General features: G+C 59.3%; 13 protein-coding genes and 1 pseudogene. 5 read left to right on the top strand and 9 right to left on the bottom strand.

Annotated features, from left to right (window positions below; all coding sequences use genetic code 11):
• Positions 1-8 precede the first annotated feature (8 nt).
• Positions 9-635 (bottom strand): TetR/AcrR family transcriptional regulator, encoded by a 627-nt coding sequence (locus tag HX783_RS11340; protein WP_159959236.1) that lies wholly within the window; start codon positions 633-635, stop codon positions 9-11.
• A gap of 122 nt (positions 636-757) precedes the next feature.
• Here HX783_RS11340 and HX783_RS11335 point away from each other — a divergent pair, with 122 nt between their 5' ends.
• The 3 genes and pseudogenes from HX783_RS11335 to HX783_RS11325 form a co-directional block, all read left to right on the top strand.
• Positions 758-1816, top strand: a complete 1059-nt coding sequence (locus HX783_RS11335) for an MBL fold metallo-hydrolase (protein ID WP_177016929.1) — start codon at positions 758-760, stop codon at positions 1814-1816.
• Positions 1817-1923: 107 nt separating this feature from the next.
• Positions 1924-2694, top strand: coding sequence for a hypothetical protein (locus HX783_RS29950; RefSeq protein ID WP_256347146.1), 771 nt, complete (start codon positions 1924-1926; stop codon positions 2692-2694).
• A gap of 199 nt (positions 2695-2893) precedes the next feature.
• Positions 2894-3544, top strand: a pseudogene (locus HX783_RS11325) (amidase family protein); the annotation flags it as partial.
• 12 nt (positions 3545-3556) lie between these two features.
• Here HX783_RS11325 and HX783_RS11320 read toward each other — a convergent pair.
• A complete protein-coding gene (locus tag HX783_RS11320; protein WP_177016927.1) occupies positions 3557-4348 on the bottom strand; it encodes an SDR family oxidoreductase in 792 nt (263 codons plus the stop codon).
• A gap of 115 nt (positions 4349-4463) precedes the next feature.
• Here HX783_RS11320 and HX783_RS11315 point away from each other — a divergent pair, with 115 nt between their 5' ends.
• Positions 4464-5402 (top strand): GlxA family transcriptional regulator, encoded by a 939-nt coding sequence (locus HX783_RS11315; protein WP_159959230.1) that lies wholly within the window; start codon positions 4464-4466, stop codon positions 5400-5402.
• 37 nt (positions 5403-5439) lie between these two features.
• Complete coding sequence (locus tag HX783_RS11310) at positions 5440-5997, top strand: AAA family ATPase (RefSeq protein ID WP_177016926.1); 558 nt, start codon at positions 5440-5442, stop codon at positions 5995-5997.
• On the opposite strand, the gene HX783_RS11305 is transcribed toward HX783_RS11310, so the two are convergent.
• The 7 genes from HX783_RS11305 to argH form a co-directional block, all read right to left on the bottom strand.
• Positions 5927-6307, bottom strand: a complete 381-nt coding sequence (locus HX783_RS11305) for a helix-turn-helix transcriptional regulator (RefSeq protein WP_159959226.1) — start codon at positions 6305-6307, stop codon at positions 5927-5929. The genes HX783_RS11310 and HX783_RS11305 overlap by 71 nt on opposite strands.
• A gap of 107 nt (positions 6308-6414) precedes the next feature.
• The gene (locus HX783_RS11300) at positions 6415-7362 is read right to left on the bottom strand and encodes a hypothetical protein (protein WP_177016925.1); all 948 of its coding nucleotides are present in this window, start codon (positions 7360-7362) and stop codon (positions 6415-6417) included.
• Positions 7363-7458: 96 nt separating this feature from the next.
• Positions 7459-8634: an MFS transporter gene (locus HX783_RS11295; protein WP_177016924.1), complete on the bottom strand. Its 1176-nt coding sequence runs from the start codon at positions 8632-8634 to the stop codon at positions 7459-7461.
• 164 nt (positions 8635-8798) lie between these two features.
• A complete protein-coding gene (locus HX783_RS11290) occupies positions 8799-9620 on the bottom strand; it encodes an ABC transporter substrate-binding protein (RefSeq protein ID WP_159959220.1) in 822 nt (273 codons plus the stop codon).
• A gap of 25 nt (positions 9621-9645) precedes the next feature.
• Positions 9646-10410 carry an amino acid ABC transporter ATP-binding protein gene (locus tag HX783_RS11285; RefSeq protein ID WP_017134648.1) on the bottom strand — a complete coding sequence of 255 codons (765 nt, stop codon included), beginning with the start codon at positions 10408-10410 and terminating at the stop codon, positions 9646-9648.
• A 24-nt stretch (positions 10411-10434) separates the two neighbouring features.
• On the bottom strand, positions 10435-11313 hold the full coding sequence (locus tag HX783_RS11280; protein ID WP_017134649.1) for an amino acid ABC transporter permease: 879 nt from the start codon (positions 11311-11313) through the stop codon (positions 10435-10437).
• A gap of 152 nt (positions 11314-11465) precedes the next feature.
• A complete protein-coding gene (gene argH, locus HX783_RS11275; RefSeq protein WP_177016923.1) occupies positions 11466-12893 on the bottom strand; it encodes an argininosuccinate lyase in 1428 nt (475 codons plus the stop codon).
• Positions 12894-13114 lie beyond the last annotated feature (221 nt).

The following is a 13114-nucleotide window of genomic DNA, read 5'->3' as shown; positions in this document are numbered from 1 at the left end:
ACTGATTTTTACTGCGGGTGGGGAGCGCTGACTTCGTAGCCGGCCAGGAACAGGTCGATGGCCGACTCGATAACGCTGGCCTGGCTGGCGTCATCAAGCGTTGGTTGGCCCAGAGTGATTTGCGGCCAGAAGGCGAACGCCTTGAGCAGGCTTTGAATCTGGTGCGCCGCGAAGGCCGGATCGGAGCAGCGCAGGCGCCCGTCTTCCTGGGCGGCGCGCACCCATTGGGTGAAACCCTCTTCGCGCTTGCTCAGGCGGTTGACCATGTCTTGTGCGCGTTCCGGCGAGTGAATGGTGGCGGCAATCGCGACGCGGGCCAGGTCGAGGAAGTTGGCGTCCGACATCATCTTCATTTTTGCCTGCAGCAAGCCACGCAACTGCTCGCGCAGCGGGCGGTCACTGGCGTAGCTCACGTCCAACTGAGCGACGCTGCTGGCCCACAGCTGGTGAAGAATTTCGGCAAACAACTCTTCCTTGCTGGGGAAGTGGTTGTACACCGTGCGTTTGGAAACGCCCGCCGTGGCGGCGATTTTATCCATGCTGGTGACCTCGAACCCGTTCGCGCGAAACTCGGCGATGGCGGCTGCCACGATGGCTTCGCGTTTGCGATCGGTGAGGCGTTGAGGAGCAGTCATGGAGTACGTTCGGCTCTAAAGGGAAATTACACTCGGTAGTTTACTTGCTCCGGGTTTTGTTGCAATCTAGAAACTACACTGTGCAGTGTAATTATAGAGCGGAATGCAGGAGTCACTCAGCAATGGCCACGATTTCAAGCCGACTCGACCCAGCGCCAGCGGCGCCCAAGACTGCCGAGCAGGAGCAAGGGCATTTCAGCAACGATGCACCGGTGCAACACGGTGGCTTCGGCAAGACGTTGCGTATTTTCTGGAACATGCTTTTTAACAAGCCTCGCAGCACGCGCCCCGTGGGCAAGATCCCGGTGCAACCGCTGACGCGCGAACAACTGTTGGCGGCTCCCGATCACAGCGTTTTTCGCTTGGGGCATTCCACGGTACTGCTGAAAATGCGCGGCAAATTCTGGGTCACCGACCCCGTATTTGCCGAGCGCGCCTCACCGTTCAGCTGGGCCGGGCCCAAGCGCTTCCACCAGCCGCCGATCAGCCTGGAAGACCTGCCGCCGCTGGAGGCGGTGATTCTTTCGCACAATCATTACGACCATCTTGACCATAAGGCCGTGGTCCAACTGGCCGACAAAACCCGTTACTTTCTCGCGCCGCTGGGCGTGGGCGACACCCTGATCAAATGGGGCGTTGATGCCAGCAAGGTTCGGCAAATGGATTGGTGGGAAGGCACCGAGGTGGACGGCATTCGTTTTGTCGCCACACCGGCCCAGCACTTTTCCGGGCGTGGCCTGTTTGACGGCAACCAGACGCTATGGTGTTCCTGGGTGATGATCGACGGCGCACGGCGGATTTTTTTCAGCGGCGACACCGGTTATTTCGACGGCTTCAAACGTATCGGCGAACACTACGGCCCGTTTGATCTGACGCTGATGGAAACAGGTGCTTACAACGTCGACTGGCCCCATGTGCACATGCAACCGGAGCAAACCCTGCAAGCACACATCGACCTCAAGGGCCGTTGGTTGCTGCCGATTCACAACGGCACTTTCGACTTGGCTTTCCACGCATGGCATGAACCGTTCGACCGCATCATGGCGTTGGCCTGGGAGCGAAACGTGTCGATTACCACGCCGGCGATGGGCCAGGCGTTCAGCTTGAACCAGCCTGAGCGTGGGCATGCGTGGTGGCTGGAGGTGGAAACTCAAGGTGCCAAAGAGCACGCTGCGGGCTGACACGCGAGGCCGTGGAGAAATGAGTTTTCAGGGTGTTTCAGCCCTGCGACAAACAGCAGATGAGAGTGCGATCATCCCGGCAACGTAATTGTCGGGAGCCGTTTCTGATGGAGAAAAATTGTTGGGAACATTGGCGATTGGGTCTGCCCTGTGGCCCCGTGCTCTCCATGCCGGGCGCTGGCGAAGCGGCCGGCACGCGGCCGGCCCCGGCGCAGCTGCAAACCGATAAAGCGAGCCCAGGCGCTATCGTCTTCGGCGCCGAACAGCCTTCGGGGCGCACGCTCATTCCCGGCTATAACGCCATCGCCCCGCCGATCATGCCCCTGCGAGATCCTGCATTATCCCTCGTCGCCTTAAGCGGTATCGATCCCGCAGGGCCTGTGATGGTGGAAGTCCCTCTGGTGATGAATAACACCACCTTCACGGCGACCAAGGTGCTGTACGGCTGGCGCATCGGGTTCGCTGAGCGGTATGTGCGCGGGGGGCATTACGAACTCGTCGAACACAGCGCGGCCTTGCTTCGAGCTTTCCACATCCTGCGCCAGGCCGGTGCGCAATTGGTGCCAGTGGACGCGCGACGTGCGGATCCCTCCCTTCAATTCACTCTGCAGCGCAATGAAATCGATCAGCTTGTGATCGAGCATCGTCTTGATGCCTTAGTGTCTGACGGCCGGAGTGCAGCCTTTCATAACGCATGTGTCAGTGGGTACCCCTCGCATTGCGAACCCTTGGCGGACGGAGCGAAGCTCTGGTTTTATGGCGCACGGTGTTCTCGCGACGCGTTGCCCACGTTGCTCCTGGCGTATCGACAGATCAGCGCTGGCGTGTCGGGCGGCCAAGGGCGATTACAAGGCGCGCTGAGTACTCCTGCTCTGTAAGTGGTTACGGTCTTAACGTGGGCAGTGGGCCGGGTTCCTGGAATGGCGAACGGATCAACGTTGATCCTTCATGTTCTCGGAACTCAGGAGAGTCCATAGAGTTGCCATCGCTTATGGCATGTATTCGATCATCCGACAGAGTGCGCAGTCACTGGCCGCAAGCCAACCAGTAGCCGCTGCGAAACCTGTCCCGGCGGGCACCAGCCTGTTGGTTCCGCAGGCTTTGAAGGGCAAGCGTATCGGTTACCCCACGATGTTTACTTTGAACGGTGAAAGTCTGCCGGTGGAAAACAGCCCGCAGTTTCATAAGACGCTGGAAGTTCTTCGCGAGCAGGGCGCCAGTATGGTGCCGGTCAATTTGCGCATGGCTGACGCGTCACGCTGCGACGAACTGCTGCTATCGGATGTAAAGGAGGAGCTGAGTGCCTATTTGACCAATCGCCCAGGACTGCCGGTCAAGTCATTGACCGAGTTGATCACGTTCAATAAAGAGCGCGATGGTACTGAGGTTGAGCACCAGCCCGTGCTTAAGGAGGTCAGCGCCTCTAGCCTGGCTCCGGAGCAGCGCAAGACGCTTTGGGACGCGCTTATCGAAGATTTTCGCGACACGGTGGATACCCCGATCAGCACGCATAACCTGGATGCCATGGTCTCGGATTTCACCACCAACAGTTACTTCGGTACCGCTGTCGCCGGTTACCCAGGGATCACCTTGCCTTCCGGAACCGATGACGACGGCCTGCCAACCGGTGCCTACTTCTTTGGCACCCGTTGGTCAGAGCCCACGTTGTTGGCCATCGGCTATGGGTATGAGCAGGCGGCCCAGGCGGCAACGAAACCTGGGCTTTAACCGTTTGGCTGACTACACGCCGTAACGTGCCGCCGGGCTGCTATGTGACAGGTTAGGGCCCAGGGCCAGGCGCGCTGCTTCGTAGGCCTCCCAATCCAGGCTGTCGGGCAGCGATGGGATGGTGACCTTCTCACCTTGAGCGAGCCCAGCCAGGGCGGCATCCACCAGATTCTCTGCGCTCATCACCATCGTCTCGGGCAGGTTATTCACCGGCAGCCCTGCGACATCCCAGAACTCGGTGGCGGTGGCCCCAGGCAGCACCACTTGAACGCGCACACCCTTGTCGCTCAGTTCATGTTCGAGTGACTCGCTGAACGCCTGCACAAATGCCTTGGTGCCACCGTACACACCGTTCAGCAATTTTGGCGCGACCGCTACGATGGAGCCGATATTGATCAGGGTGCCGCGACCCTGGGCGACAAAACTGGTCGCGGCGGCTTTGGCCAGGCGGGTCAGGGCCAGCACGTTGAGCAGAATCATCGCCTCCATCTTGTCTGCGTCGGAGTCCAGTAAGGATGCGGTGGCGCCGACACCGGCATTGTTCACCAGCAGGCTGATGCGCTTGTCTTCGTGCAGGATCTGTTCGATACGTGCCAGGTCGGCCGGCAGGTTGAGGTCGGCGGCTACCACTTGGACATCCCGTTGGGTGTCGGCTTTGAGGTGCGTGGCCAGTTGGTCCAGACGTTGCTGGTTACGCGCCACCAGAATCAGGTCGTAACCCTGGCGAGCCAGACGGTCGGCATAAAGGGCGCCAATACCCGAAGAGGCGCCGGTGATCAGGGCATAGCCTTTGGTTTGAGTCATTGCAGTTGCTCCAGGATGGCCGAGGAAAGTTCGGCCTTGTTGGAACCCAGATTATGGGTGTACCGTGATGTCTGCAATGTCGTATATCCCTCCTTTAGGGACATGAGGTTTGGCCATGGTGTCTGTCGGTATTTTGCTGTTTCCAGAGTTTCAGATGCTCAATTTGAGCACGAGCACGGTGTTCGAATTTGCCAACCTGGAAATGCCGCAGCCCTTCTATCGGGTAGACCTGGTGTCCGAGAAGGGTGGCCTCGTCAACAGCTCCATGGGGTTTGCCATTGATACCGTGCCCTTCGGCCTGCGCCCCTACGACACGCTGTTAGTGGCGGGAGACAACGATGTGCTGGAAGCCAGTCCGGGCATGCTCGCTTATTTGCAGCAAGCCATGCTGAAATCGCGCCGTGTGACATCCGCTTGCACGGGTTCTTTCCACCTGGCAGCGGCCGGGTTGCTGGAAGGGCGTAAGGCAACCACGCACTGGTATCACGCCCGCGCCTTTCGCCAGGCCTACCCGAATGTAAGGTTGGAAGAAGACCGCATCTTCACGGTCGACGGCCCGCTCTGGACCTCCGCCGGCATGACCGCGTGCCTCGACCTGGCACTGGCCCTGGTCGAAAACGACCTGGGTGTGGAGGTGGCCCGCGAGGTGGCGCGCAAATTGGTGATCTACCATCGGCGTGCAGGCGGCCAGTCGCAGTTTTCTGCGTTGCTGGAGATCGACCCCAAATCCGACCGCGTGCAAACCGCCCTGGCCTACGCTCGCCAGCACTTGCAGGAGGAACTGTCGGTCGAGCAGCTGGCCGAGGTCGCCCACCTCAGCCCGCGCCAGTTCAGCCGACTGTTTCGCAGCGAGACCGGGCAAACCCCAGCCAAGGCCATCGAACGCCTGCGCATTGAAGCGGCGCGGCTGATGCTTGAATCCGGCGACCATGCCATCGACATCATCGCCCGAGAAACCGGCTTTGGTGACCCCGAGCGTATGCGCCGCGCCTTCCTGCGTGCCTTCGGCCAACCGCCACAAATGATGCGCCGCGCGCTGCAATTGCAAGCCTGATGCGTGAACAGATGACACTCAATGCACGGGGGACGCCATGAGCTACAAAATTCACATCCTCGGTGCGGCGGGTGCAGGCACCACCACCTTGGGCAAAGCCCTGGCCGAACGTCTCAACGTGGCTTATTTCGACTCCGACGACTTCTACTGGCAGCAAACCCCTGAGCCCTTTACCGTCGCCCGGCTGCGAGACGAACGCACTCGGCTGCTACAGGAGCAGAGTGCCGGCCTCGAAGGCTGGGTACTCTCCGGTTCTCTGTGCGGATGGGGTGACGCCATGATCCCGCAGTTCACCCATGTGGTGTTCCTGCGTGTGGACCCTCACGTTCGCCTTCACCGCCTGCAGCTGCGGGAAGTGCAACGCTATGGCGACCGGGTTCTGGAGGGCGGCAGCCGCCATGAAAACAGCCTCGCGTTTCTCGCCTGGGCGGCTCGTTACGATGGCGGCAACCATAGCCTTCGCAGTCTGCGTCGGCATGAAAGCTGGTTGAAACCGCTGACCTGCCCGGTGATTCGGTTGGACGCTACGCACCATTCGGTTGAGGCGTTGGTGAATCAATTGATGCCGCTGTTGAGCCCATCAGCCGCGAAATGATGCCTTGTGCGGCGGGCTCGGATGGGGCGCTGTCAAACTTGCGCACACTCATCCCCCACCCCGGCGTAAACCCCGGGAAAAACACCAGCCCTTCAGCTTCCAGCCGAAAAGCCAACGCCAAGCGGGTTTCATCATCCACATCGGCCTGGCTTTCAAAGCGCTGTACCGCCTCCACCGCCAACCCGGCTTGTCGGGCCAGTTCTTCGCGGCTCCAACCGAGCATCGCGCGGGCCTGCACACTGTGCTTGGCGGTGAATTGATGCAGGACGATCTGCTGTTCTACGAAAGAGCTCATTGCCAGAGAGGACATGGGGTTTCTCCAGGATTCGACGGGGGAGGGCAAACTATACTGTGTTTTTGTACAGTTGTTTCTACCGCTCATCAACTGGATTTTTTTGATGGCAATTCAGCCATCGACTATTCCACTCCCGGCGCTTCCCGAATAATCAGGTGATCCAGGTTCTCGATATTCGCACTGAATACCCCGAACGTCTGGTCGGGGTTCTTCTTGCTCGGCACCTGTTTCAACTCCGGCGTTACCCCATAGAAGAAGCAATACAACGCCTTTTCGCTGCCTGCCGCCGCCCTGATCTGCTCCAGGAAAGCCGTGCGCTTGCGGTAGTTCTCGATGAGTTTTTTGCTCAGGTAGACGTTGACCGAGTAGGGCTTTTTGTCGAGCCATACCTTCTTCTCGAAGTCGATGCGAACGCTGGCGGTGTAGTCCTTGATCGCCTTGATTTTGCCCCAGTAGATCAGGCCCTTGTTATCCTGCAGGTATTCGATCTTCTTGAAAAACGTCCAGTAAGTCGCCGTGTGATCGCCGATCTTCAAGGGCATGCGTTTGAGTTTGTCCTTGTCATCGATGTTGGACACGTAGCATTCCACCGGATGAGCGAACACGCTGGTTTTGTCTGGGGTGGTATCGCTGGCGCTGTGGGACACGGCGACGCGATTTGAAGGTGCTTTCGCAGGCTCCTGCGGGGCAGAACCTTCGGTGCCGGGCACCGATGCCTTGCGTTCGTACTGACGTCGCGTCAGTACGAATTCCGATGGGAAATTTTCCTCGCGCTCGTCGTCACCTTCACCGGTCGAAGTCTTGTGCGTGCTGGCATAGCGGCAGCCGTCGATATGCCGGGTGCCGGCCTTGTTCTTGAAGTGCGGCGTGCGCTGATAGTTGACGTTTTTGGCGTTGAAGGTACTCAGCGCATTGCCCGCATCGAACGCCGCGCGGCATTCGTCGTTAGGGCACAGGAAGCTGTCCTTGTCGGAGTCGAAAGGGCTGGTTTCGTCGAAATTCAGGTCTCGTACGTCGTAGATCGACAGCTTGTCATCGAGACTCAGGCTGTAGGCCGTGTCGAATTTCATGGGGCTCGGGTCCGTGAGATGTATGGCTGGATATTACGCAAAACTTCGCCACTGCGGAGATCAAAAAATGTGGGAGCTGGCTTGCCAGCTCCCACATTAGATAGGCGGTGTTCCAGCCACACGCCGTCCGCTTAGGAAACACAAGGTGCCGCCTACCGCGGTCAATGCGCCGAGGGCATAGAACATGCTGACCGGCGCCGCATTGATCAACAAGTACCCGCAAATCACCGGGCTCATCGCCCCGCCAAACGCTGCCAGGTTTTGCGCGCCGTAGTAACTGCCGCGCAGCGCGTCGGGGGCGATAGTGTCGATAAACAGGAACTCCGACGGGTAAATGATCATCTCGCCCAAGGTGAAGACGAACATCGCCAGGCACCAGGTGATCAGGCTGTGCGCCAGGCTGAAACCGATCAGCCCGGCCATAAACAGTAAGGTGCCCAGCACGATCCAGTAGCGCAGTTGTTCGCGCTTGAGAAAGCGGCCGATCTGGTACTGCATCAAAATCACGGTGATGGCGTTGCAGGCCAGCACCGCCGACAGAATCTTCAGCGCCTCGGCGGGCTTGTAGGCCACCAGCAAAAACTGCGACAGATAAAGGGTGTAGCGCCCGTGGACAATGGTGCTCAACAGGCTGCCGCTGGTGAACAGAATCAGTGTGCGGTCGCTGCGCAACGTGCGCAGGGTACTGACGAAGCTCAGGGGTTTATTGCTGTCATCGCGTTGCGTCGGCGGGATGCCGATCATCAGGAACAGGCTGCCAAACGCAATGGCGCTGGCGATCAGGAACGGCGCCAGTTGCATATGGCCAGCGATCACCACGCCGACCATCGGGCCAGTGGCGTAGCCGACGTTGGTCAAGGTGTAGCGCAGGGAAAACACCTTGGCGCGATCACCCACCGGCAGGTTTTCGCTGATGATGGCCTTGGAACCGATCAGGAAAAGTGCCGAGGCGGCTTCAGTGATCACCAGCGTCAGGGTGGTGAGGTAGAGATTGCTGGCAAAAGTCAGCAACAAAAAACCGATGGAGCTGGACAGCATGGCCAGGATCAGCAGCTTGCGCTTTTCCAGGCGGTCGATGATATAGCCGCCATAAAGGCCGAGCAGTGTGGCGATAAAGACGGCAATGCCCATCAGCAGGCCGATGTCTTGTTGATTGAGGCCCAGGCGGGTACTCAAGAGCAAGGCGAGCAGGGGGCTGGTCATGGCACGGCTGACCACGATGGTCACCGAGCAGATCATCAGGCGGCGGATTACCAGGGAGTAGGTGGCCACGGTGAGGGCGAGCGTCCTTGTTATTTTTTACGACAACACAATCCAACTGTGAACACAGATCAAATGTGGGAGCGGGCTTGCTCGCGAATGCGATGTGTCAGTGACAAATTTACCGACTGATCCACCGCATTCGCGAGCAAGCCCGCTCCCACATTTAGATCGAGTTACTGGCCGGCATTAATGGAAATTTTTTCCACCGCACCTTGCTCCAGATCCCACTTCTTCAGGATCTTGCCGTACGTCCCATCATCAATCATGCCCTGCAGCGCTTCACTGATCGCCGTGACCAACTCCGTGTTGCTCTTCTCAATCCCCAGCCCCGTGAACTGCTTGGAAATCGCCAGGCCCACCGGCTTGTACTTGCCCTTATCCAACGACATCAAATAAGGAATCGTCTCGCTGCCCTGCATCGCCGCATCCAGGCGGTTCTGCTGCAACTGCGCGCGGGCATCCGCCGAGCCTTCAGTGCCGATCACCACGATTGCCGGCTTACCCGCCGCTTCGCAGTTTTCCTTGCTCCACGCGGCAATTTCCGACGGCCAGGTCGTCCGGCGGCTGGTGCCGACTTTTTTACCGCACAGGTCAGTCAATTCCTTGAGGTCTTCACGCTTGGCCAGGGTGTAAAACTGCGGGCCGCTGGTGAAGTAGTCGATGAAGGTCACGGCCTTCTGGCGCTCGGCGGTGTCGCTCATGCCCGACAACACGATGTCGACGCGCTTGGTGGTCAGGCCGCTGAGCATCTGTTCGAAGCCGGTTTCCTGCCACTTGATCTTCACGCCCAGGCGCTCGGCCAGGGCGTTGCCGAGGTCGAAGTCCAGGCCGGTAAGTTTGTTGGTGGCGGTGTCCTTGAAATCCATCGGCGGGTAGTTCGGCACGATGGCCGCGCTGATCTCACCCTTGTCCTTGATTGCCGCCGGCAATGCCGCAAATACACACGAGGAGGCCATCAGGCCTGCGAGCAACGTTGGGATAAACAATTTTTTCATGGGGGCGTTCTCGTTAGTTTTTTAATTAAGTGCGAACGGCAGAAATAAAGCTTTGGGTACGCGGGTTTTGTGGGCTTATTAGAATCTCTTCCGGGCTGCCGGCTTCCACAATCTGGCCGGCATCCATAAACACCATGCGGTTGGACACTTCGCGGGCGAAGCCCAACTCATGGGTGACCACGATCATGGTCATGCCGGTGGTGGCCAAATCGCGCATCACCGACAGCACTTCACCTACCAGCTCCGGGTCGAGGGCTGACGTAGGTTCGTCAAACAACATCAACTTGGGGCGCATCGCCAGTGCGCGGGCAATCGCCACACGCTGCTGCTGCCCGCCGGACAACTCCACCGGGTAAGCATTGCGCTTGTCCGCCAGGCCGACGCGGGCCAGCAGTTCCAACGCGTCTTCGATGGCCTCCTTGGGCGAGCGCTTGAGCACCTGCACCGGGCCTTCGATGATGTTTTGCAGCACGGTCATGTGCGGGAACAAATTGAAGCGCTGAAACACCATGCCGGTCGCCAGGCGCTGGCGCGCAATCTGCGATTCATTCATTTCATGCAGCTTGTTGCCGACGACGCGGTAACCCACCAGTTCGCCGTCGACCCACAGGCCGCCCTTGTCGATTTTTTCCAGCTGATTCACACACCGCAGCAACGTGCTTTTACCCGAGCCGGACGGGCCGATGATGCACATCACTTCGCCTTGCTCGACCTCGATATTGATGTCGCGCAGCGCGTGATACTGGTCGTAATACTTGTTCAGGTTGACGGCCTTGACGATGCTTCTCATGGGGCAAATCTCCTCAACCCAAACTTACGAACGCTTGCCGGCGCCGCGGGCAAAACGACGCTCGAGGCGGCTTTGACCAAATGAAAGAACAGTCACCACCGCCAGGTACCAGATGCCGGCCACAATCAGCAGCTCCATGACCCGGGCGTTGGCGTAGTAGATGTTTTGTGCGTTGTGCAGCAGCTCCGAATACTGGATCACGCTGGCCAGGCTGGTCATTTTCACCATGCTGATGAACTCGTTGCCTACCGGCGGAATGATCACTCGCATGGCCTGCGGCAGAATCACCCTACGCAACGCCTGAAGGCTCGGCATGCCGATGGACTTGGCGGCTTCGTACTGGCCAGTGTCGACCGACAGTAAACCCGCGCGCACCACCTCGGCGGTGTAGGCGCCCTGGTTGATGCTCAAGCCGAGCAGGGCGGCCACGAACGGGGTCATCAAGTCGACGGTGTCGATGCTGAACAGGCCGGGAATCGCGATCACCGGGAAAATCAGCGCCAGGTTGAACCACAGCAACAGCTGCAAAATCAGCGGCGTGCCACGAAACAGCCAGGTGTAGGTGATGGCCACGTAGCGCAGGATCGGGTTGGCCGACATGCGCATGATTGCCGTGATCACGCCGATGACCACGCCCAACGCCATCGCCAAAATCGACATGACGATGGTGTTCACCAGGCCCCACAAAATGGCCTCAGATGTGAGGAACTGCCCGATGTAGGACCATTCGATCTGGCCATTGGCAAAGGCACGCAGCAACGCGGCCAATGCGATCACGATCAACGTGGCAAAAAACATCCGCCCGTAATAACGACGCGGCACGTGCTCGTACTGCGTGATATCGAACTGGTTCTCGGACAACTTGCGCTCAGCTTCCAAGCGCTCCGCCGGGGTTTGGTTCATGGTGACTCTCCAAAAAAATACGTGTTACCTGATCGTTCCCACGCTCCGCGTGGGAATGCCGCCTCGGACGCTCCGCGTCCCGCTGTTCGTGCGTGGCTTGGCGACGCGGAGCGTCACAGGATGCATTCCCGCGCAGAGCGTAGGAACGATCGTCAGATACGAAACCCGGTGTAGCTTTCAGCCCACTTCTGCTGCTCAGCCAACGCCACCTTCAACCGCCCAATCTGCTCCCGAACCCGCTCCGGCGCCGTCCCGCCCCAACCACTGCGCGCCGCAATCGCCGCCTCCAGGGTCAAGCAGTCCCGCACCTCAGGCAACAACCGAGCATCCACCTCGGCCAGCATCGCCGGCGAGGCTTCCCACAACTCAATCTCATGCTTCTCACAGGCTTGTACCAAGGCACCGGTAATCTCATGCGCCTCTTTAAACGGCACACCGCGCGTGGCCAGCCAATCCGCCACCTCAGTCGCCAAGGTGAAGCCCATCGGCGCTTGCCTGCGCAGCTCTTCCACCTGCACCTTCATGGTCGCGACCATCCCGGCCATCGCCGGCAACACCAACAGCAAGGTGTCCACGCTGTCCAACACGCTGTGCTTGTCTTCACTCAAATCGCGGTTGTACGACAGCGGCAACGACTTGAGCGTCGACATCAACCCGGTCAGGTTGCCAATCAAACGCCCAGCCTTGCCCCGCGCCAGTTCGGCAATGTCCGGGTTCTTTTTCTGCGGCATGATCGAGCTGCCCGTCGCGTAGGCATCGTCCAGCACCACCCAGCGAAACTGGCGCGACGACCACAGGCAAAATTCCTCCGACAGCCGCGAAATATTCACCCCGAGCATGCCCGCCACAAACAGAAACTCCGCCACATGGTCACGGCTGGCGACAGCGTCAATCGAGTTTTCGCACGGCCCGGTGTAGCCCATTTCCTTGGCCGAATGCTGCGGCTGCCGCGCAATCGCCGAACCTGCCATGGCGGCTGCGCCCAACGGCGACAACGCTGTGCGCGCATCCCAATCCACCAGGCGTTGCACATCGCGCAGCATCGACTGCGCGTGGGCCAGCAAATGGTGGGCAAACACAATCGGTTGCGCCTGCTGCAAGTGCGTGAAGCCTGGGCAAATGCTCTCCACATGCTGCTCGGCCTGCTCCACCAACGCTTGCTGCAAACCCAGCACCTCAGTGGTGATGGTGCGCGCATGGTCACGTAGGAAAAGGCGCAGGTCATTGGCGGTTTGATCGTTACGCGAACGCCCGGCGCGCAGCTTGCCGCCCAGGGCGCCCAGGCGCTCGGTCAATACGCGTTCGATGAAGGTGTGTACGTCCTCGTCATCCAGGGTTGGATGCAGGTGGCCGGCGGCGAAGTCCTCACCGATACGGTCCAGGGCCTCGAGGGTGCGCAAGGTCTCCGACTCATCCAGCAAACCGGCGCGCTGCAATTCACGGGCATGGGCACGGGAGCCGGCCAGGTCGTAGGGCGTCAGGCGAAAATAGCGCTCGGGGCAACGCGACAACGCGGCCAAAGCAGCAGACGGGCCGGTCTTGAAACGAGCGCCCCAAAGGCGGTCGGTGGGCTGGGACATCGGTATTCCTCACGCTTGTTTTTAGAAGAGTCGGAGGCAGTAAAAAACTAAAAAGACCTGATCATAGTGTCAGGTTTTTACGGGTGTTAAATCAGCCTCTGCGTGCTGTTCAACCCGCTATATTCAAGGTTGCCAAGGGCGGATGTTTACGGCCATTATCGCCGCCTGGCTATGTTCAAGGATTGGGTTGAAGCCTGTTGAATATGGCACTTGAGGTCAAC

The sequence above is a fragment of the Pseudomonas sp. D2002 genome, from assembly GCF_013385735.1.
In the GTDB taxonomy this organism is placed as follows: domain Bacteria; phylum Pseudomonadota; class Gammaproteobacteria; order Pseudomonadales; family Pseudomonadaceae; genus Aquipseudomonas.
This window is presented reverse-complemented; position numbering and strand designations above follow the sequence as displayed.